The organism is Ramlibacter sp. AN1133 (assembly GCF_037890035.1).
In the GTDB taxonomy this organism is placed as follows: Bacteria; Pseudomonadota; Gammaproteobacteria; order Burkholderiales; family Burkholderiaceae_C; genus Ramlibacter.
The window spans coordinates 113,392-132,447 of sequence record NZ_JBBKTQ010000016.1 but is presented as its reverse complement, the minus strand read 5'-3'; the positions used below and the strand labels follow the sequence as shown (position 1 = coordinate 132,447).

Genomic DNA, 19,056 nt, shown 5'->3' with positions numbered 1-19,056 from the left:
CTTCAAGAAGAAAACCGAACAACCCTCCCGGTCCGCGCGCGAGGCGTTCGGTGGGCTGAGCGACGCGAAGTGGCTTCGTGTCCTCAAACGCAGCATCAAGGAGCCGGTGATTGATGGCGTCCGCATGCCGGGATTCCCGCCCGCCGAACTGCAAAGCCATACAGTCGGCTCGGCTTTCGATCGCGCGCTCGTGGAGGCCAGCAATTTCTATTCCTACGCGAAGCAGGCATGTGCCAAGCATGGCACGCCGATTGAGCCCGGCGCGCAAATCCTGGACTTCGGCGTCAGCTGGGGCCGGATCATCCGCTTCTTCATGAAGGACGTCGAGCCGTCATCCCTGCACGGCGTCGACATCAGCACCGACTACCTCGACGCTGCGCGGCAGACCGGCGTTCCGGGGCATCTGCACCGGATCGATCCCCTGGGCCGGCTGCCTTACGAGGACCGTGCATTCGACTTGGTATACGCCTATTCGGTCTTCACGCACCTGCCGGAGAACGTGCAGGATCACTGGCTGCCGGAAATCGCATGCAGCTTGAAGCCGGGCGGCCTGCTCGTCGCCACGGTCGAGCCGCCGCGCTTCATCGATCATTTCCTGCCGCTAGACCCGGACGACAAGAGCCTCCATCCGTGGCATGCCGCCACGGCACGCAAGATCCGCGCGGATGTCGGCATCAAGGAACGCCTGCAGCAACAGGGCTTCGTTTACATCCCCGACCGGGACGGCGTGAACGAGGTATATGGCGACTGCGCAATGACGCCGGGTTATGTGCGCGAGCACTGGGGCCGTTATCTGGAAGTGCTGGACTTCCTCGACGATGCCGATCGCTTCTGGCAGGCTGTCGTGGTGGCGCGAAAGCGCAAGTAGCTTGGGAGCGGGTTGCTGAAAAGTGGGCGTGGAAACGCCGAAGAGTGATCTGGACGTCGCGGGGCCGCAGCCAGGCCGCGAGGGCATGCCGGCAACGCGCGCCGAGGGACCGCTCGGGCTTCATGCCGGCTCCGCCTTCCGCCGACCGTGGAAGGGTGAGGGATGCACGCGTTCGAGGATGTCGGCGACGGTCAACGCGGCGAAGTAATGGCTGCCGGGAACCCTCCCGAACAGCTCGTAGCGGGGATCGTACCGCTCCTCGTCGGCCCAGACCCAGCAAGCGCCGGGCGGGCACTTGCGCAGCGGGTGCGTGGGCCCGAAAACCGCCGTCACGCGCGGATTGACGGCCGCGGCAAGATGCATCAGGCCGGTATCCGTCGTGATCACGCGCGCCGCGGCGCGCAGCAGAGAGGCCGCCTCGGCGATACTCGTGCGGCCGCACAGGTTGGTCCGGCCCGCGCCCGTGAATCGCTCGTAGTAGGCGCGCTCCGAGGGCGAACCGAGGAAAACGACCGGCGTGCGCGCCGCGCAAGTCTCCACCAGGGCACCGAACAGCGCGTCGGGCATGCGGCGCACGCTGGACCGCTCGTTTGCGTTCTCTCCGCCGCTGTTGACGAGCACGGCCGAGGCGCCCTCGCCCGCGAACGGCTGTTGCGCCGGGGCATCCAGCGCCACGTCGCCGCGTGCCACGGGCCAGCCCGCCGCTTCTAGCAGGTCCAGGTAGTAGTCGATCTCGTGGTGCAACGCGCCGTACGCTACCTTGTGAGTGAGCAGCACGCCTTCGTGGGCCCGCCGGCGGAAGCCGATGCGCATCGGCGCGCCCGCGAAGCGCGCGAGCAGGGCGAAGATCCAGTGCTTGTCCAGGATGAAGATGCAGTCGTAGTCGCGCAGCAGCGGCAGCAGTTCACGCACGCGGCCAAGCTGCGCACCGAAGAGGATGGACGCGTCGAACGGGAGGACCCGGTCAATGTAGGGGTTGCCGGCGAGGATGGGCGCACAGCCGCGGCCGGTCAGGTAGTCGATCGAGGCTTCCGGCAGGGCGCGACGCAGTTGCCGCAGCAGGGGAGTCGTCATGAGGACGTCCCCCAAGGCACCGATCTTCCACAGCAGGATCCTCATCGTCTTGGCCGCCGCACTATACGGCAAGGCCCGGCAGGTCAGTCCGGCGCCGGGCGGCTGGCACAATCCGCGCCACCGAATGCCCTTGAGCCTGTCCTTCGTCCGAGAAAGTGCCTTGCCGCGATGGCTTGACCACGCGGCAGGAACACCGCTGCTGTGGCTCTGGGGTGCCCTGCGGCGGCGGCGCCCGCGTCCCGCGGCACCGCAAAGCTTCGGCATCATGGCCTTCGAGACGCTTGGCGACACGCTGCTGGCGGGCACCCTGCTGGCCAGCCTGCGGGCCAGCGTGTCTGGCGCGCGCATCACTGTCTTCGCATCCGCTGGCAACCGCGGCATCCTGGCGCTGCTCGATGGCGTCGACGGGGTGGTTGACGTGCCTCTCACGCGGCCGCTGTCGGCGTTGGCGGCCATCCGCAGCGTGCGGGTGGACGTCATGATCGACATCGGCCAGTGGCCGCGCTGGTATGCCGTCCTGTGCGCGGCCTCGCGCAGCACCTACACGATCGGTTTCGCCACGCCGGGGCAGGGGCGCCACTATGCGTACGACGCGGCGGTCCCACATGGCGCAGATGTCCACGAGGTAGAGAACTTTCAGCGGCTGCTCGGGCCTTTACCGGGCGTGCGACCTTTGCCGCCCCAATGCGCCTTGAAGGCCGCCGGCGAACCGCCCGCCCCGATTGCCACCCATACGCCCTATATCGTCGTGCACCCATGGGCGAGCGGCTTTCGCTACGCCTCGCGCGAGTGGCCGCAGGCGCGGTGGACTGGGCTGATCGAACGGGCCTGTGCCCTGGGCTTCTCCGTGCTCGTGACCGGTAGCCCCGGCGACCGTGCCCGGGCAGCAGCGCTCGTCGGCGCCTGCGGCACGAGCCTGCCGGTGAAGTCCATCGCAGGCGAGGTGTCGTTGTTGGACTTGGCGGCAGTGCTGCGCAGCGCCAGCGCGGTGGTCGCGGTCAACACTGGCGTGATGCATCTCGCGGCGCTGTTGGATGCCCCCTTGGTGGCGTTGCACGGACCCACCAGCCGGCGCCGCTGGGGGCCAGTCGGTCCACGCAGCATCTCGCTCGCACCGCCGCTGGGGTGCGCATGCGAATTCCTTAACCTCGGCTTCGAATATCCAAAGGGGCCGGTCAACTGCATGGACAGGATCTCTGTCGAGGACGTGTTCGCCGCGCTGAATGTCCTGTTGCAGCGTTGCCCCGTGTTGCGGGAAGGACTCGGCTGACGCTGCCATGCGCCCCGATCTTCCCTGGCGCGTCGCAAGTGTCGCCTTGCTCGCCGCGCTCCCCTGGCTCGATCCCTTCGCCGGCGGCCCTTCTCCGAGCGTGCAGCCCTGGCTCACGAGCGCGACCTGCGGCCTCCTGCTCTGGATGCTCGCGGCGGCGGGGCCGGCCCGGGCGCGCCTTCGCATCGCCTGGCCGGTGCTCGCGCTGGTGCTGTGGGCGGCGGTCGCCGGCGGCGTGCGGCCCGAAGTCGTGTTCCTGGCGGGCGGGCTGCTGCTGGTCGCGGTCGGCACGCAACTCGGCGAGGACGACGCCATGGTCCAGGGCGTGCAGGCGGGGCTGCTGCTGGCCGCATGCCTCAGCGCGGTGCTGGGACTGGTGCAGTACTTCGGCCTGTCCGACGCGCTCTCTCCCTGGGTGAGCCGCACCGCGGCAGGCGAGGCCTATGCCAACCTGCGCCAGCCGAACCAGTACGCCACCCTGTCGTGGATCGGCGCCGCGGTGCTGCTCTGGGGCAGCCTGCGCCTGCGCGCCGGGGTGGCCACGGGGCTGATCGTGCTGCTGGCGGTGGGCAGCGCCGCGTCGGTGTCGCGCACGGCGGTGCTGCAGGGTTTCGTGCTCACCCTGCTGGCCGCGTGGTGGAACGGGCCGCAGCGGCGCGTGCGCGTCGCGCAATGCGCGGCGGCGGCGCTCGCTTACTTCGCCGCCGCCTGGCTGCTGCCCGTGCTGCTGGAAGCACTGACCGGCGCGCTGCCGGCGCGCACGCTGTGGGGGCGCATCGGCGGCCCCGAGGGCTGCACCGGCCGGCTCGTGCTGTGGTCCAACGTGCTGCACCTGATCGCGCAGCGGCCGCTCGCCGGCTGGGGCTGGGGCGAGCTGGACTACGCCCACTTCACGACGCTGTACCCGGGCCCGCGCTTCTGCGACATCCTGGACAACGCGCACAACCTGCCGTTGCACCTGGCGGTGGAACTGGGCCTGCCCGCTGCCGTGTTGGTCTGCGGCGGCGCCGCGGTGTGGATCCTGCGCCAGCGGCCCTGGGCCGAGGCTTCGCAGCGGCGCCGGCTCGCCTGGGCGATCATGGCGCTGATCCTGTTGCACAGCCTGCTGGAGTATCCGCTCTGGTACGGCCCGTTCCAGCTCGCCTTCGGCGCGATGCTCGGGTGGCTGGTGCCCCCAGGGGCGTCCTCGGCGCGCCCCGTGCGACGCGCCCCCGTGTACGCATCGGCCCTCGTGCTGCTCGCCGCCACCGGCTATGCCGCCTGGGATTACGCGCGGGTGAGCCAGATCTACGTGCCGCCCGATGAACGGTTCGCCGCCTGGCGCGAGGACACGCTGGCGCATGCGCGGCGGTCGTGGCTGTTCGCGGGCCAGGCCCGCTTCGCGGACCTGACGCTGGCCAGCGTCACGGGGGCGAACGCGGCGCGGATGCACGGCCTGGCGCTGGAGATGCTCCATTACTCCCCGGAGCCGCGCGTCATCGAGCGGGCGATCGAAAGCGCCACCCTGCTGGGGCGCGAAGACGAGGCGGTGCAGCTGCTGGCGAGTTACCGCGCGGCGTTTCCGGCGGAGTACCAGGCTTGGCGGGAGCGCGGCCGGGTGCCGCGCGGCGGGGCTCAGATGTCGCGCTTGCCGCGCACGCTGGCGAAGGCGTCCACGTCGTCCATCTGGCTCGGGCGCGAGTCGCGCACGTAGACGCGGTCGCCGGGGAGGATCTCCTGCATCTGGCTGTCCATGGCCATCACGGAGTCTTCCCACATGCTCCAGTCCGCCTGCGTGTTGCCTTCGGCCACCACTTCAGGCAGCGGAGCGGTGTCGGCGAAGCGGGGCATGTGGCGCAGGCCCGCGTCCGGCCGCGGCGGCGCGGAGCGCGTCGGGGTGCGGACCGGCGTGGCAACGGACTTGCGCCCGGGCTGGGAAGCCGGTGCCGCCGTACGCCGCTTGAGCCAGGTAAACATGATCCGCCAACCCCCTAACCGTTACGTCGCGGCTTGCAGATGTCACAGGCCGCTTACCTCTGATGAATTCCCTAACATACATTCTGCGGCGGCCTAGGGAATTGACGCAAGTGGGGGTTAGCCCTTGACGTAACTCCCGGACTTTCCTCCGTGCTTTTCGCACAGCTGGACGCCCGTGATGGTCATTCCGCGGTCGACCGCCTTGCACATGTCGTACACGGTCAGCAGGGCGACATTCACCGCCGTCAGCGCCTCCATTTCGACGCCCGTGGGGCCCACGGTTTCCACTCTGGCGGTGCAGACCACGGCGTCCGGGGAGCCGGCCTGCGCGGCAAGGAGCTCGAAATCGATCGCGACCCGGGTCAGCGCCAGGGGGTGGCACAGGGGAATCAGGTCGCTGGTCTTCTTGGCGGCCATGATGCCGGCCACGCGGGCGATCCCCAGCACGTCGCCCTTCTTTACGGTCCCGCTCTGGATGATGGCAAGGGTAGCGGGTAGCATCTCGATGCGGCCCGTCGCCACCGCGATGCGGTGTGTCGCCGCCTTGGACGCGACGTCCACCATATGCGCCTGGCCCTGCGCGTCGAAATGCGTCAATCCGCTCATGCAACAACCCTCGGTCTCCGTCGGCCATCATACGTCCCGCCTTGACTGGCGCACGCGCTTGCGCGCCGCCACCATCCACCTCGGCCTGAGCGCCCTCGTCGCCGCCACGGCGGCCCTGCTGGTGTTCGCGCTCTGGTATCCGTGGCCGTACCGGGAGATTTCCGGCGGCCGGGAGCTGTTCCAGCTCGTGGTGGCGGTCGATGTCGCCCTGGGCCCGCTGATCACCTTCGCGATCTTCAACCGCGCCAAGCCACGCGCCGAGCTGCGGCGCGACCTCGCCGTGGTGGCGCTGCTGCAGCTCGCCGGCCTGGCCTACGGCCTCTGGACGGTGCAGCTCGCCCGCCCGGTGCACCTGGTCTACGAGATCGACCGCTTCCGCGTCGTGCACCAGGTCGACATCCCCGAGGAACTGGCGGACCGCGCGCCGGCCGGCATCGCCATCGCGGCGGCGGGCGGCCCCACGCTGATCGCGCTGCGGCCGTTCCGCAGCGAGCGGGAACGGGTGGACTTCACGCTGGAGGCCCTGCGCGGCGTCGCGCTCGCCGCCCGGCCGGAGCTCTGGCAACCCTACGAAGCTGCGCGCGAGCGCGTGCTGCGCGCGGCCAGGCCCGTCGCCGAACTGAAGGCCCGCTACCCGCAGGGTGCCGGCGCCATCGACGAAGCCCTGCGCAAATCCGGCCGCGAGCCGGCGCGCGCGGCATACTTGCCCCTGGTCGCCCGCAAGGAGCGGGCGTGGACCGTGCTGCTCGACGCGGGCACGGCCGAAGTGATCGGCTTCGTACCGCTGGATTCGTTTTGAGATTCCCCCCTCCGTCCTTCGCCCGCCGCGGCCTGGCAGCCTTCCTGGCCGCTGCCTTGCTCGCGACGACGCCGGCCGGCGCGCAGCTGCCCACCCTGGGCGACAACGGCGACGTCACCACCAGCGCGGAGCGCAAGCTCGGCGAGCGCATCGCGCGCGAGCTGTACCGCGACCCCGACTACATCGACGACCCGGTGCTGGTCGAATACGTGCAGGGCCTGTGGCAGCCGCTGCTCGCCGCCGCCCGCGTGCGCGGCGAACTCACCAGCGAGCTGGACGAACGCTTCGCCTGGCAGGTGCTGCTGGGCAAGGACCGCACGATCAATGCCTTCGCGCTGCCGGGGGGCTGGCTGGGCCTGAACCTGGGGCTGGTGAGCGTCACGGCCAACCGCGACGAACTCGCCTCGGTGCTGGCGCACGAGCTGAGCCACGTGACGCAGAGGCACATCTCGCGCCTCGTGACCAAGGGCAACCAGCAGGCGCCGTGGATGCTCGCGGCGATGATCCTCGGCGCGATGGCCGCCAGCCGCAATCCGCAGGCGGGCGGCGCCGTGATGGCGGGCAGCCAGGCACTGGTGGCGCAGCAACAGCTCAATTTCTCGCGCGACATGGAGCGCGAGGCCGACCGCATCGGCTTCGGCGTCGCCACCCAGGCTGGCTTCGAGCCGCAGGGCTTCGTCACGATGTTCGAGAAGCTGCAGCAGGCCGCCCGCCTGAACGACAACGGTGCCTATCCCTACCTGCGCACCCACCCGATGACGAGCGAGCGCATCGCGGACATGCAGTCGCGCCAGCAGCTCGCCGACCACGGGCCGGTGCAGCCGACGCTGGAGCACGCACTGATGGCGGGCCGGGCGCGCGTGTTCTCCAACCCCGGCGTGGACGCCCTGCGGGCCGCCCTGGCCGAAGCGGATGCGGGCGCCTTCGCCGCGCTGCCGCGGGCGCGCCAGGGCGGTGCGCTGTATGCGGCGACGCTGGCCGCATCGCGCCTGCGCGAGCCCGCCACGACCACGCGGATGCTGGGGCGCCTGGAGGCCGTGGTGGCGGGCGATGCGGCGGGCGAGCGCCTCGCGCGCCTGCTGGCCGCCGAAATCGCCATGGGCGACGGCGATGCCGCCCGCGTGCTGCGCACGCTCGACCTCGAAAGCAAGCGCCGCCCCGAGCTGCTGCTGACGGCGCAGGCGCAGGTCCAGTCCGGCAAGGCGGCCGAGGCCGCGCAGCGCCTGCAGACCTGGGTGGCCACGCAGCCGCGCGATGCCGCCGCGTGGCAGTTGCTCTCCGCCGCCTATGGCGCGCAGGGGCAGTCGGTGCGCGCCGTGCGTGCCGATGCGGAGGCGCGGGTGGCGCAGCTGGATTACACGGCGGCGCTGGACCGCTTCAAGGCGGCGCAGGACCTGGTCCGCAAGGGGGTGGGCGGTGGCGACTACATCGAGGCGTCGATCGTCGACACCCGCGCGCGCCAGGTCGAATCAACGCTTCGCGAACAGGCGCTCGAGCGCTGACTCGATCACCACGCCGACGGCGGTGTAGATCAGCGAACCGACCAGCGCCGCGACGAAGTCGCGCACCACGAAACCCTGCAGCACGCCGGCGGCGGCCCAGAACATCAGGGCGTTGATCACGAACAGGAACAGGCCCAGCGTGAGCAGGGTGGCGGGCAGCGTCAGCAGCACGAGCACCGGCCGCACCACGGTGTTGAGCAGGCCGATCACCAGCGCCGCGGCCATGGCCGAAGCGAAGGACTTCACCTCGACCCCGGTGTACACGTAGGCGACGAACAGCAGCGCCGCGGCGCTGAGCAGCCACTTGGTGATGAGCTTGAGCATGGCCGCAAGGATAGCAGCCTGCCCCGCCCCTAGTAGTCGAAGCCGGCGAAGGAACAGAGCAGGAAGGCGCCGAAGCCGAGGATGGGGCCGGGCGACCATCGCAATGCATCGCCGCCGTCGATGGACTTGGGACGGCGCGCGTCGACCACGCGCGCCTCGCCGTGTTCGGCGATCAGGGCGCGCGTGAGCTCCGGCAGCGGCCCCTTGGCGAGGATCGGCGTCACGTGGTCGCCGCGCTCGCGCAGCGGCGGCAGCACCTGGTCGAACAGCTTGTCGGCCCATTTGGTGCGCCAGTTCTCGCGCGCGGAGTGGCTGACCCACTTGCTGATGCGGTGGGTCATGCGCGGGGCGCACGCCACCAGCAGCCAGTGGGTGGGCTCGGCGACGGCGGGCAGGTGCGCCCGCGCGTAGGCCGCGTCGTCCAGGTACACGATCACCTTCTCCATGGGGGCCTCCTGGAGCGCCTCCCTCACGGCGCGTCGGCGGATCGGCGCGCCGCACGGGTGGCCAGCCAACCCGCGCCGAGCACGCCGGCAATGCAGACAGCATACGTGCTCCAGCGCGCAAATGCATGCAGGGTTCCTTCGGGGTCGAACACGGCGTCGAGCAGCGGCTCGCCGACCACCATCTTCGCCGCCGTGAGCGCCAGCACGGCCGCGCCGAAGTGGATGATCACGGGGAAGCGCTCGACCAGCTTGAGCACCACGCTGCTGCCGAACACCACGATGGGCACGCTCACCAGCAGGCCGATGACCACCAGGTCGAAGGCGCCGTGCGCGGCACCGGCGACGCCCAGCACGTTGTCGACCCCCATGAGCGCGTCGGCCACCACGATGGTGCGCATCGCACCCCAGAAGGTCGTGGCCATCGGGCCGTGGTCGTCCTTGCCGCCGTCCTCGGCGATGAGGCGGTAGGCGATCCACAGCAGGCCCAGCCCGCCCAGCAGCATGAGGCCCGGGATCTGCAGCAGCCACACGACCCCGACGGTCATCGCCGAACGCACCACGATGGCGCCCACCGTGCCCCATACGATCGCCTTCTTCTGCAGGTTCGCGGGCAGGTTGCGGGCGGCCAGCGCGATGACGATCGCGTTGTCCCCGGCCAGCACCAGGTCGATGAGGATGATGGCCAGCAGCGCCGACCACCAGGCGGGAGTGAGAAATTCCATGCGAAGCTCCGAAACGAGACGAGATCGCCCGGCGGAACGGATCGCAGCACCTTCGTTGGAGGCGAACGGGGCTCGATCCAGGCCGCACGGGCCCGATCGAAGGTCTTGCTCGGCATGCAGTGGCTGGACTGCCGCCCGGCGCGCCGGAAGCTTGCGCTTCGTATTGACGGCTGGCCGATGGCTCCGCGCCCCGGGAGGGCGGCGGGCCGGGAGCTACTCCCCTTCGCGATCCGGATTAGAACACAGCTTCGCGGTTTTCGTTCCCTGCCGTCCGGCCTGCGCGCGCTGCCGGGCTATCATGCCCCTCCAGCAGTACCTCGTGGCCCAGCCATGGCCGGCATCCACATCACAGACCTAGAAGCCGCCATCAACTTCTGGCGCGGGCGCAAGCCCTCGCCGGACGGCGTCACGCTCGCTCCCGAGCTGCGCGCGCTGGCGCAGGTCTACGCGCTGATGGTGTTCCATCACGAGGACGAGGCCGACGAGCGCGGCTTCCCGGCCCCCGCCTACGCGGCGTGGAAGGCGTGGTACGACACGCAGGCCGACACGCCCTGCATCGCGATCTGTTCCACCTCGCAGGGCGACGCCCTGTGCAAGGGCTGCGGGCGCAGCTTCGACGAGGTGCAGCACTGGCCGGCGATGACGCCGGCGGAAAAGCGCCGGGTCTGGCGGCGCATCACCCTGCAGGCGAGCGCCTGGCGCTTCAACCGGTATGCGGAGCGCGCACCCGGCGCCGCCCCGCCGGCCGCGCCGGCGTCGCGGTCCTGATCGTGCGGCGCCTCACGCAAGCCCCCAACATCGCCATCGCCTCGCTGTGGGCGGACACGCTGCGCCACGCCGGCATCGAGGCCTCGGTGCAGCGGCAGTTCCTCTCCAGCGTGGCCGGCGAACTGCCGCCGGACCAGTGCCTGCCGGAGATCTGGGTGATGCACGACGAGCAGCTGGAGCCCGCGCGCGCGTTGCTGCGGCAGCTGCAGCACCTGCCGCAGCGCCGGTGGCGGTGCGCGTGCGGGGAGCTGGTGGAGGGCGGGTTCGAGTCGTGCTGGAATTGCGGGCGGCCGATGCCGTGAGCCCGCCGCCCGCTGGCTGTTGGCCGTTGGCCGTCGGCCGTTCGTAGGCTGGTGGTGGAGCGATAGCGAAACCCCAGCGCTGCGCTGCGCTCGCGCCATCGCTGGGGTTCCTTCGTCACCGCCAGCCTACGGGAGGGCGCTGCGGCTACTTCCAGCGCACCGGTTCGATGTCGACATGCCGGCTCGCATCCCCCAGCATCAGCACGCCCTCCTGGATCGTCGCCTGCAGCTGCATCGAGCGCTGCGCCAGCTTCTCGAGCGCCTGCGACGCCTCCGTCGGAACGCGCCACACCGAGAGGTTGGCCAGCCGCGTGAGCTTGGTCTCGATGCCCTTCCACCACACTTCGGCGGCGTGATGGAAGCAATACACCGCGACCTGGTCCGCCTGCCGGCACGCCTTGGCGAGCGCCACTTCGTCGGGCTGGCCGACCTCGATCCACAGGCGCGTGAGGCCCGTGAAATCGCGCAGCCAGACGTCGGGTTCGTCCGGGTCCGACAAGCCCTTGCCGAAAGCGAGCGTGCCGTCGCCGCCGCAGACCGTCTGCAGTTCGTGCGCATGGAAGGCCAGCGCGGCGAGCCGCACCATCATGCGTTCGTCGGTTTCGCTGGGATGGCGCGCCAGCGTGAGCGCGTGGTCGGCGTAGTAGCCGTGGTCGATGTCGGCCACGGCGACCTGCGCCTTGAAGATGGTGGATTTGATCGCCATGGGCCGCCGACGGGCCGCCCCTAGGCGGACCAGCCCCCTCGGGGGGCAGCGGCGGCACGCAGTGCGGAGCGTGGGGGCATCATGTCTCTAGACCCGGCGCGCGAGTTCGGCGGCTTTGCCGATGTAGGAGGCGGGCGTCATCGCCAGCAGGCGATCCTTCTCCGCCTGCGGGATGTCCAGCGAGCGGATCAGGCCATGCAGGTCCTCCGCCGTCACCGTCTTGCCGCGCGTGACTTCCTTGAGCTTCTCGTAGGCACCGTGCACGCCGTAGCGGCGCATCACCGTCTGGATCGGCTCGGCGAGCACTTCCCACGAGGCGTCGAGGTCCGCGCGCAGCGCTTCCTCGTTCAGTTCCAGCTTGGCCAGGCCGATGCCCAGTGCGTGGTAGGCGAGCGCCGCGTAGCCGAGGGCCACGCCCATGTTGCGCAGCACGGTGGAGTCCGTCAGGTCGCGCTGCCAGCGCGAAACCGGCAGCTTCTCCGCCAGGTGCTTCAGCAGGGCGTTCGCCAGCCCCAGGTTGCCCTCGGCGTTCTCGAAGTCGATCGGGTTGACCTTGTGCGGCATGGTGGACGAGCCGATCTCGCCCTCGCGCAGCTTCTGCTTGAAGTACCCGAGGCTCACGTAGCCCCAGACGTCGCGGCACCAGTCGACCAGGATGGTGTTGGCGCGCGCGACCGCGTCGAACAGTTCGGCCATGTAGTCGTGCGGCTCGATCTGGATGCTGTACGGCTGGAAGGTCAGGCCCAGGCCGAGCGGCTCGGCGGACTCCACCACCTTGCGGCTGAACGCCTCCCAGTCGAAATCGGGCCACGCCGCGAGGTGGGCGTTGTAGTTGCCGACCGCGCCGTTCATCTTCGCCAGCAGCTTGACGCCGGCGATCCGCTCGCGCGCCGCCACCAGCCGCACCACCACGTTGGCGACCTCCTTGCCCACCGTCGTGGGGCTGGCGGTCTGGCCGTGCGTGCGGCTCAACATGGGCACCTCGGCGTACTGGTGCGCCATCTCCCGCATCTTCGCGATCACGGCGTCCAGCCCGGGCAGCAGCACCTGCTCGCGCGCGCCCCGCAGCTGCAGCGCGTGGCTGGTGTTGTTGATGTCCTCGCTGGTGCAGGCGAAGTGCACGAATTCGCTGGCGGCGCGCAGTTCGGGCCGGGCCTCGAACTTCGACTTGATCCAGTATTCCACCGCCTTGACGTCGTGGTTGGTGGTCTTCTCGATCTCCTTGATCGCCGCGGCATCGGCCTCGGAGAAGTTCTTGACGAGGCCGAGGAGGTAGGTGCGCGCCCCGGGCGTGAGCGGCCGGAATTCGGCGAAGCCCGCATCGGACAGCGCGATGAACCAGCAGACTTCCACCTGCACGCGCTTGTGCATGTAGCCCTGCTCGCTCATCAGCGGACGCAGCGGCGCCAGCCGCGCGGCGTAGCGGCCGTCCAGCGGGGACAGCGCGGAAATCGTGGAGAGAGGCATCGCGCGATTCTAGGTGGCCGCCCGGTGGGGCATCGGAAAGGCGTGCTGTCGCAGGCCCACGACAGCGGTCCAAATCCATTCCCCTAGAATGAATCCGAACGTCTCCCCCCTCCAGAACCAGAACACGCCAGGCTCCTCCCATGAAGTTGATCGGTTCCACCACCAGCCCCTACGTGCGCAAGGTCCGCGTCGTGATGGCCGAGAAAAAGCTGGACTACCAGTTCGTGGAAGAGGACGTGTGGGCCGCGGACACGTCCATCATGCATTCCAACCCGCTGGGCAAGGTGCCCTGCCTGGTGATGGAAGGCGGCGAGGCCCTGTTCGATTCGCGCGTGATCGTGGAGTACCTGGACACGCTCTCGCCCGTGGGCAAGCTCATTCCCGCGGTGGGCCGCGAGCGCGCCGAGGTCAAGACCTGGGAAGCGCTGGCCGACGGCGTGCTGGACGCGCTGATCCTCGCGCGGCTCGAATCCCACTGGGCCGGCCGCGCCAAGGCGCAGCGCTGCCAGGCCTGGATCGACCGGCAGATCGGCAAGACGCACACCAGCCTCAAGGCCATGAGCCAGGGCCTGGGCGACAAGCCCTTCTGCGCCGGCATCTACCTGAGCCTGGCCGACATCGCGGTCGGCTGCGCGCTGGGCTACATCGACTTCCGCTTCCCGGAGATCGACTGGCGCACCACGTACCCCAACCTCGCCAAGCTGCAGGAAAAGCTCGCGCAGCGCGCCAGCTTCGCGGACACGCTGCCCGCCTGATTCCGGCCAGCCCCGGACGAGAAAAAGCCGCCCTCGGGCGGCTTTCTCGTCTCAATAAAAATGCTGCGAAGCGCCCCGAAACGAAGAGGGAGGGAGGGAGGAGGAGAAGAGTCGCCTCGGGATTGCATCCGCGACCAGCGGCCCGGACGTCTTCGCAGCAGCAAATCGGGTATTCCCTGCCCCTTGCCGATGGACCCGGTCGAGTGCCCGACGGTTCCGGTCGGATGCAATTCGTTGGTAAATATTTGTGAGTGGGGCGGCGTGCGCGCCACAGCCGGAGCGCGACCGCTCACTTGGCCGCCAGCTGCTGCTCCAGCGCCTTCAACAGCTGGGCATCGTCGGGGGTCGTGCGGCTGGCATAGTGCGCCACCACCTTGCCGTCGCGCCCGATCAGGTACTTGTGGAAATTCCAGGTCGGCGCCTTGCCGGTCTGCGCCGCGAGCTGGCGGAACAGCGGGTTCGCCTGAGCCCCCGCCACCGAGGTCTTGCCGAACATCGGGAACTTGACCCCGAAGGTGTTCTCGCAGAAGTCGGCGATCTCCTTGTTGCTGCTCTTTTCCTGGTTGAAGTCGTTGGACGGAAAGCCCAGCACGACCAGGCCGCGGTCGCGGTAGCGGGCGTACAGGTCCTCCAGCCCCTGGTACTGGGGCGTGTAGCCGCAATAGCTGGCCGTGTTCACCACCAGCAGCACCCGGCCGGCGTACTGGCACAGCGGCTGCGGCTTCTCGTCCTGCAGGCGGGGGAAGGTGTGCTGCAGCAGCGTCGGGCAGGCGGCGGTGGCCTGGGCGACGGCCGGCGCGGGCGCTGGGGCCGCGGCGGGTGCAGTGGCGGGCGCGGCGAAGGCCGAGACGGTCAGGGCGGCGGTCAGGACGGCCAGGCTCTTCATCGAATGCTCCCGGAAACGGACGGAGCGGGGATTTTCGTCCCACCGGGCCTTCCCGCCCGTCGGAAGGGGCATCGGAGTGCCCGACGGTAACCAAGGGAAAACCCCATGTCGTAAAATGAAGGGTTACTCCAAACCCCCAGGCCATGCTGTACCCCGAACTGTTCAAGCAACTCGAGTCCGTCCGCTGGGACATGGACAAGGACATTCCTTGGGACAAGTTCGACGCGTCGCTGCTGACGGAGGAACAGGCCCAGACCGTCAAGATGAACGCCATCACGGAGTGGGCCGCCCTGCCCGCCACCGAGATGTTCCTGCGCGACAACCGCGACGACAGCGACTTCTCCGCGTTCATGTCGATCTGGTTCTTCGAGGAGCAGAAGCACTCGCTGGTCCTCATGGAATACCTCAAGCGCTTCCGTCCGGACCTCGTGCCGACCGAGGAGGAACTGCACCAGGTCCGCTTCGAGTTCGACCCGGCCCCGGCGCTCGAGACGCTGATGCTGCACTTCTGCGGCGAGATCCGCCTGAACCACTGGTACCGGCGCGCCGCCGAATGGCACACCGAGCCGGTGATCAAGCACATCTACCAGACGCTCAGCCAGGACGAGGCGCGCCACGGCGGCGCCTACCTGCGCTACATGAAGCGCGCGATCCAGAACTTCGGCAACGAGGCCCGCGCCGCGTTCGCCAAGGTGGGCGTGCTGATGGCCAGTGCGCGCCGCACCGCACAGGCGCTCCATCCGACCAACCTGCACGTGAACAAGGCGCTGTTCCCGCGCGACACGATCCAGTCCCGCCTGCCCGATCCCGAGTGGCTGGAGCACTGGCTGGACAAGCAGATCGACTTCGATCCGGTGTGGGAGAACAAGGTCGTCGACCGCATCCTGCACAACCTGAGCCTGCTGATGGACCGCAGCTTCAAGAGCGTGCAGGAACTGAACCGCTACCGCAAGGAAGTCCAGGCCAGCCTGGGCACCGGCGCTGAAGGCGGGGCGCCGCAGGCGGTGTGAGCGAACCCGCGTTCCTTGACAAGATCGTTGCGCGCCGGGATGCCCCGGCGCGGCTCGCGGCCCTGCCGGGGCCGGTGGTCTTCACCAACGGCGTGTTCGACGTGCTGCACCGCGGCCACGTCACCTACCTCGCGCAGGCGCGCGCGCAGGGCGGCAGCCTGATGGTGGCGGTCAACACCGATGCCTCCGCCCGGCGCCTGGGCAAGGGCCCGGACCGGCCCCTGAACAACGAGCACGACCGCGCGATCGTGCTCGCCGCGCTGGAATCCGTGAGCCTCGTGACCTGGTTCGACGAGGACACCCCGGTGGAACTGCTGGCGGAGCTGAAGCCGCAGGTGTACGTGAAGGGCGGCGACTACGACATGCGCAAGCTGGCGGAGACGGCGCTGGTCGAAGGCTATGGCGGGCGGGCGCTCGCGATCCCGTTCGTCGACGGGTATTCGACGACGCAGCTCGTTCAGCGCATCAAGCAGGCCGGCTGACGCCGTCCTTTCCCGCGCGGGGGTGGCGGCCCTCGCGGTGCCGGATCCTCTTCACCTGCCGCCGCGCCCAGTGCTCCACGTCGTCCACCACCTCGAACACCACCGGCACCACCAGCAGGCTCAGGATCGTCGACGTGAACAGCCCCCCGATCACCGCGATCGACATCGGCGAGCGGAAGCTCGGGTCGGCGGCGCCCAGTCCGATGGCGATCGGCAGCATGCCGGCGCCCATCGCGATGGTGGTCATGATGATCGGCCGCGCGCGCTTGTGGCAGGCATCGAGCAGCGCGTCGAAGCGCGAGAGGCCGCGGTCGCGCCGCGCCACGATCGCGTACTCCACCAGCAGGATCGAGTTCTTGGTCGCGATCCCCATCAGCATGATCAGGCCGATCAGCGAGGGCATCGAGAAACTCTTCTGCGCCAGCAGCAGGCCGACGAAGGCGCCGCCCAGTGACAGCGGCAGCGCGCTCAGGATCGTCACCGGGTGCAGGAAGTCCTTGAACAGCAGCACCAGCACGATGTAGATGCACAGCACGCCGGTGAGCATCGCCAGCCCGAAGCTCGCGAACAGCTCGCCCATCATCTCGGCGTCGCCCACCTGCACCACCCGCACGCCGGGCGGCAGGTTCTTCACCGAGGGCAGCTGCTGCACGGCGGCGGCGACCTCGCCGAGCGGCTGCCCCGACAGCTCGATCTCGAAGTTGATGTTGCGCGAGCGGTCGTAGCGGTCGATCACCGCCGGCCCGCCGGAGAGCTCCAGCGTCGCCACCTGTCCCAGCATCACGGTGCCGCCGCGCGTGCTGGGCACCGACAGGCGTTCCAGCGTCTTCAGGTCGCGGCGCGCGTCCTCGCGCAGCTTCACCACGATGGGCACCTGGCGCTGCGCGAGGTTCAGCTTCGGCAGCGCCACGTCGTAGTCGCCGGCGGTGGCGATGCGCAGGGTGTCGCCGATCGACTGGCTGGTCACGCCCAGGTCGGCCGCCCGCGCGAAGTCCGGCCGCACCACGACCTCGGGGCGGATCAGGCTGGCGGTCGACGCGATCTGGCCGAGGCCGGGGATGGTGCGCAGGTCCTTCTCCACCGCCACGGCGGCCTCGCCCAGCGCCTTCGGGTCCTCGCCCGTGAGCACCAGGATGTACTTCTCCCCCGAGCCGCCCAGGCCCACCTTGCTGCGCACGCCCGGCAGGCGTTCCAGCGCGGTGCGGATCTGGTTCTCGATGCCCTGCTTGCGCGGCCGGTCGCCGCGCTCGTCGAGCAGGATGGTCAGCGTGGCCTTGCGCGCTTCCGCGGCGCCGATGTTGGCGAACGGGTCGCCGCCCGCGCTGCCGCCGCCGATGGTGGTGTAGACGCCCTTCACGTGCTTGACGGTCAGCACGGCGCGGCGCGCCTCCTCCGCCGCGTTCTTCGTCTGCTGCAGCGTCGAGCCGGGCGGCAGTTCCAGGTAGACCTGCGTCTGCGAGTTGTCGTCTGGCGGGATGAAGCCCGTGGGCAGCAGCGGGATCAGCGCCACCGAGCCGACGAAGAAGAGCGTGGCCAGCAGCATGGTCATGGCGCGGTGGGTCATGCTCCAGTTCACCGCGCGCAGGTACCAGCGCAGCCAGGCCGGGTCGCCGTGTTCCAGCTTCGAGGGCTTGAGCAGGTAGGCCGCCATCATCGGCGTGAGGATCCGCGCGACCACCAGCGACGCGAACACGGCCAGTGCCGCCGTCCACCCGAACTGCTTGAAGAACTTGCCGGCGATGCCGCTCATGAAGGCGGTGGGCAGGAACACCGCGATCAGCGTGAAGGTCGTGGCGATCACCGCCAGGCCGATCTCGTCGGCCGCTTCCATCGCCGCCTGGTAGGGCGTCTTGCCCATGCGCAGGTGGCGCACGATGTTCTCCACCTCCACGATCGCGTCGTCGACCAGGATGCCGATCACCAGCGACAGCGCCAGCAGCGTCACCACGTTGATCGTGAACCCCAGCAGGTGCATGCCGATGAAGGCCGGGATCACCGACATCGGCAGCGCCACGGCGGAGACGAAGGTGGCGCGCGCATCGCGCAGGAACAGCCACACCACCAGCACCGCCAGCGCCGCGCCCTCGTACAGCAGGTGCAGCGAGCCCTGGTACTCCTCTTCCACCGGCGTGACGAAGTCGAAGGCCTGCGTGAGCTGCAGGTCGGGCCGCTGCGCCTTGACCTGCTCCAGCGCCTGGCGCACCGCCGCGCCGACCTGCACCTCGCTCTCGCCGCGGCTGCGCGAGACCTCGAAACCCACCACAGGCTTGCCATCGAGCAGGGCGGCCGAGCGCGGCTCGGCGATGGTGTCGCTGACTTCCGCCACGTCCTGCAACTGCACCTTGCGCGTGCCGGCGATGGCGATCTCCATCAGCCCGATCTCGCGCGCCGTCTGCACGGTGGCCAGCGTGCGCACCGGCTGCTCGCCGCCGCCGACGTCGGTGCGGCCACCGGCGCTTTCCACCTGCACCTGGCGCAGCTGGCGGGAGATCTCCGCGGTGGTGAGGCCCAGGGATTCGAGCTTCAAGGGATCGATCGCCACCCGCACCTCGCGCGTGACGCCGCCCACGCGGTTGACCGCGCCGACCCCGGGCACGGCCAGCAATTTGCGCGACAGCTCGTTGTCCACGAACCAGGACAGGGCCTCTTCGTCCATGCTGCGCGAGGCGATGGTGAAGGCCAGCATCGGCTGGCTCGCCAGCTCCAGCTTGCTCACGATGGGGTCGCGCAGGTCCGAGGGCAGGTCGGAGCGCACGCGGGCGACAGCCGAACGCACGTCGTCCACCGCCTCCTGCACCGGCTTCTCGAGCCGGAATTCGACCGTGAGCGTCACCACGCCGTCCTGCACCTTGGTCATGATGTGCTTGAGGCCCTGGATGGTGGCGACGGCGTTCTCGATCTTGCGGGCGACGTCGGTCTCGAGCTGCTGGGGCGAGCCGCCCGGCAGCGAGGCCGTGACCATCACCGTCGGCAGGTCGATGTCGGGGAAGTTCTGCACCTTCATGGCCCGGAACGACAGCAGGCCGCCGAAGGTGAGCAGCACGAACAGCATCACCGCCGGGATGGGGTTGCGGATGGACCAGGCCGAGACATTCATGGCAGGTAGGTCCGGG

General features: G+C 69.6%; 20 protein-coding genes. 10 read left to right on the top strand and 10 right to left on the bottom strand.

Going from position 1 to position 19,056, the window contains the following annotated elements; translation table 11 throughout:
* A partial coding sequence (locus WG923_RS20630; RefSeq protein WP_340352874.1) for a class I SAM-dependent DNA methyltransferase occupies nt 1-868 on the top strand: 868 nt, incomplete at its 5' end.
* Nucleotides 869-988: 120 nt separating this feature from the next.
* Here WG923_RS20630 and WG923_RS20625 read toward each other — a convergent pair.
* Complete coding sequence (locus tag WG923_RS20625; RefSeq protein WP_340352873.1) at nt 989-1,942, bottom strand: glycosyltransferase family 9 protein; 954 nt, start codon at nt 1,940-1,942, stop codon at nt 989-991.
* Here WG923_RS20625 and WG923_RS20620 point away from each other — a divergent pair.
* Both WG923_RS20620 and WG923_RS20615 read left to right on the top strand, forming a co-directional pair.
* The gene (locus WG923_RS20620; RefSeq protein WP_340352872.1) at nt 1,941-3,212 is read left to right on the top strand and encodes a glycosyltransferase family 9 protein; all 1,272 of its coding nucleotides are present in this window, start codon (nt 1,941-1,943) and stop codon (nt 3,210-3,212) included. The two genes, WG923_RS20625 and WG923_RS20620, sit on opposite strands and share 2 nt — an antisense overlap.
* Nucleotides 3,213-3,258: 46 nt before the next feature.
* Nucleotides 3,259-4,905 (top strand): PglL family O-oligosaccharyltransferase, encoded by a 1,647-nt coding sequence (locus WG923_RS20615; protein ID WP_340352871.1) that lies wholly within the window; start codon nt 3,259-3,261, stop codon nt 4,903-4,905.
* On the opposite strand, the gene WG923_RS20610 is transcribed toward WG923_RS20615, so the two are convergent.
* On the bottom strand, nt 4,827-5,168 hold the full coding sequence (locus WG923_RS20610) for a hypothetical protein (protein ID WP_340352870.1): 342 nt from the start codon (nt 5,166-5,168) through the stop codon (nt 4,827-4,829). The genes WG923_RS20615 and WG923_RS20610 overlap by 79 nt on opposite strands.
* A 117-nt stretch (nt 5,169-5,285) precedes the next feature.
* Nucleotides 5,286-5,774, bottom strand: a complete 489-nt coding sequence (gene moaC / locus WG923_RS20605) for a cyclic pyranopterin monophosphate synthase MoaC (RefSeq protein ID WP_340352869.1) — start codon at nt 5,772-5,774, stop codon at nt 5,286-5,288.
* Between moaC and tfpZ the strand changes: the two genes are divergently transcribed.
* Both tfpZ and WG923_RS20595 read left to right on the top strand, forming a co-directional pair.
* Nucleotides 5,773-6,573 carry a TfpX/TfpZ family type IV pilin accessory protein gene (gene tfpZ / locus WG923_RS20600; RefSeq protein ID WP_340352868.1) on the top strand — a complete coding sequence of 267 codons (801 nt, stop codon included), beginning with the start codon at nt 5,773-5,775 and terminating at the stop codon, nt 6,571-6,573. The two genes, moaC and tfpZ, sit on opposite strands and share 2 nt — an antisense overlap.
* Entirely contained in the window at nt 6,570-8,075 is a 1,506-nt protein-coding gene (locus WG923_RS20595; protein WP_445322954.1) for a M48 family metalloprotease, read from the top strand. The genes tfpZ and WG923_RS20595 overlap by 4 nt, the downstream gene beginning before the upstream one ends.
* Here WG923_RS20595 and WG923_RS20590 read toward each other — a convergent pair.
* Genes WG923_RS20590 through WG923_RS20580 form a run of 3 tightly spaced genes read right to left on the bottom strand, consistent with a single transcriptional unit; the run spans nt 8,043 to nt 9,567 of the window.
* Nucleotides 8,043-8,399, bottom strand: coding sequence for a phage holin family protein (locus WG923_RS20590; protein ID WP_340352867.1), 357 nt, complete (start codon nt 8,397-8,399; stop codon nt 8,043-8,045). The two genes, WG923_RS20595 and WG923_RS20590, sit on opposite strands and share 33 nt — an antisense overlap.
* Before the next feature lie 29 nt (nt 8,400-8,428).
* Entirely contained in the window at nt 8,429-8,845 is a 417-nt protein-coding gene (locus WG923_RS20585; RefSeq protein WP_340352866.1) for a hypothetical protein, read from the bottom strand.
* A gap of 23 nt (nt 8,846-8,868) precedes the next feature.
* Nucleotides 8,869-9,567 carry a TerC family protein gene (locus tag WG923_RS20580; protein ID WP_340352865.1) on the bottom strand — a complete coding sequence of 233 codons (699 nt, stop codon included), beginning with the start codon at nt 9,565-9,567 and terminating at the stop codon, nt 8,869-8,871.
* 330 nt (nt 9,568-9,897) lie between these two features.
* Between WG923_RS20580 and WG923_RS20575 the strand changes: the two genes are divergently transcribed.
* Entirely contained in the window at nt 9,898-10,335 is a 438-nt protein-coding gene (locus WG923_RS20575) for a DUF3717 domain-containing protein (protein ID WP_340352864.1), read from the top strand.
* Nucleotides 10,336-10,337: 2 nt separating this feature from the next.
* Entirely contained in the window at nt 10,338-10,637 is a 300-nt protein-coding gene (locus WG923_RS20570; protein ID WP_340352863.1) for a putative signal transducing protein, read from the top strand.
* A gap of 145 nt (nt 10,638-10,782) precedes the next feature.
* On the opposite strand, the gene WG923_RS20565 is transcribed toward WG923_RS20570, so the two are convergent.
* The gene (locus WG923_RS20565; protein WP_340352862.1) at nt 10,783-11,343 is read right to left on the bottom strand and encodes a YaeQ family protein; all 561 of its coding nucleotides are present in this window, start codon (nt 11,341-11,343) and stop codon (nt 10,783-10,785) included.
* Nucleotides 11,344-11,430: 87 nt separating this feature from the next.
* On the bottom strand, nt 11,431-12,810 hold the full coding sequence (purB, locus tag WG923_RS20560; RefSeq protein ID WP_340352861.1) for an adenylosuccinate lyase: 1,380 nt from the start codon (nt 12,808-12,810) through the stop codon (nt 11,431-11,433).
* A gap of 140 nt (nt 12,811-12,950) precedes the next feature.
* On the opposite strand from purB, the gene WG923_RS20555 reads away from it, so the two are divergent.
* Complete coding sequence (locus WG923_RS20555; protein WP_340352860.1) at nt 12,951-13,565, top strand: glutathione S-transferase N-terminal domain-containing protein; 615 nt, start codon at nt 12,951-12,953, stop codon at nt 13,563-13,565.
* Between the two features lie 289 nt (nt 13,566-13,854).
* On the opposite strand, the gene WG923_RS20550 is transcribed toward WG923_RS20555, so the two are convergent.
* The gene (locus tag WG923_RS20550) at nt 13,855-14,451 is read right to left on the bottom strand and encodes a glutathione peroxidase (RefSeq protein WP_340352859.1); all 597 of its coding nucleotides are present in this window, start codon (nt 14,449-14,451) and stop codon (nt 13,855-13,857) included.
* Nucleotides 14,452-14,594: 143 nt separating this feature from the next.
* Here WG923_RS20550 and WG923_RS20545 point away from each other — a divergent pair, with 143 nt between their 5' ends.
* Together WG923_RS20545 and rfaE2 are read left to right on the top strand one after the other, a co-directional pair.
* The gene (locus tag WG923_RS20545; RefSeq protein WP_340352858.1) at nt 14,595-15,461 is read left to right on the top strand and encodes a ferritin-like domain-containing protein; all 867 of its coding nucleotides are present in this window, start codon (nt 14,595-14,597) and stop codon (nt 15,459-15,461) included.
* Nucleotides 15,458-15,943, top strand: coding sequence for a D-glycero-beta-D-manno-heptose 1-phosphate adenylyltransferase (gene rfaE2 / locus WG923_RS20540; RefSeq protein WP_340352857.1), 486 nt, complete (start codon nt 15,458-15,460; stop codon nt 15,941-15,943). Before WG923_RS20545 ends, rfaE2 begins: the two co-directional genes overlap by 4 nt.
* On the opposite strand, the gene WG923_RS20535 is transcribed toward rfaE2, so the two are convergent.
* Entirely contained in the window at nt 15,927-19,040 is a 3,114-nt protein-coding gene (locus WG923_RS20535; RefSeq protein WP_340352856.1) for an efflux RND transporter permease subunit, read from the bottom strand. The two genes, rfaE2 and WG923_RS20535, sit on opposite strands and share 17 nt — an antisense overlap.
* Nucleotides 19,041-19,056 lie beyond the last annotated feature (16 nt).

Excerpts from the sequence above, each read along its gene's own strand:
- WG923_RS20535 (WP_340352856.1), bottom strand. The coding sequence starts at position 19,040 with ATGAATGTCTCGGCCTGGTCCATCCGCAACCCCATCCCGGCGGTGATG.
- WG923_RS20585 (WP_340352866.1), bottom strand. The coding sequence starts at position 8,845 with ATGGAGAAGGTGATCGTGTACCTGGACGACGCGGCCTACGCGCGGGCG.
- WG923_RS20565 (WP_340352862.1), bottom strand. The coding sequence starts at position 11,343 with ATGGCGATCAAATCCACCATCTTCAAGGCGCAGGTCGCCGTGGCCGAC.
- WG923_RS20545 (WP_340352858.1), top strand. The coding sequence starts at position 14,595 with ATGCTGTACCCCGAACTGTTCAAGCAACTCGAGTCCGTCCGCTGGGAC.
- WG923_RS20625 (WP_340352873.1), bottom strand. The coding sequence starts at position 1,942 with ATGACGACTCCCCTGCTGCGGCAACTGCGTCGCGCCCTGCCGGAAGCC.
- WG923_RS20555 (WP_340352860.1), top strand. The coding sequence starts at position 12,951 with ATGAAGTTGATCGGTTCCACCACCAGCCCCTACGTGCGCAAGGTCCGC.
- WG923_RS20620 (WP_340352872.1), top strand. The coding sequence starts at position 1,941 with ATGAGGACGTCCCCCAAGGCACCGATCTTCCACAGCAGGATCCTCATC.
- moaC (WP_340352869.1), bottom strand. The coding sequence starts at position 5,774 with ATGAGCGGATTGACGCATTTCGACGCGCAGGGCCAGGCGCATATGGTG.
- purB (WP_340352861.1), bottom strand. The coding sequence starts at position 12,810 with ATGCCTCTCTCCACGATTTCCGCGCTGTCCCCGCTGGACGGCCGCTAC.
- WG923_RS20610 (WP_340352870.1), bottom strand. The coding sequence starts at position 5,168 with ATGTTTACCTGGCTCAAGCGGCGTACGGCGGCACCGGCTTCCCAGCCC.
- WG923_RS20550 (WP_340352859.1), bottom strand. The coding sequence starts at position 14,451 with ATGAAGAGCCTGGCCGTCCTGACCGCCGCCCTGACCGTCTCGGCCTTC.
- tfpZ (WP_340352868.1), top strand. The coding sequence starts at position 5,773 with ATGCAACAACCCTCGGTCTCCGTCGGCCATCATACGTCCCGCCTTGAC.
- WG923_RS20590 (WP_340352867.1), bottom strand. The coding sequence starts at position 8,399 with ATGCTCAAGCTCATCACCAAGTGGCTGCTCAGCGCCGCGGCGCTGCTG.
- WG923_RS20575 (WP_340352864.1), top strand. The coding sequence starts at position 9,898 with ATGGCCGGCATCCACATCACAGACCTAGAAGCCGCCATCAACTTCTGG.
- WG923_RS20580 (WP_340352865.1), bottom strand. The coding sequence starts at position 9,567 with ATGGAATTTCTCACTCCCGCCTGGTGGTCGGCGCTGCTGGCCATCATC.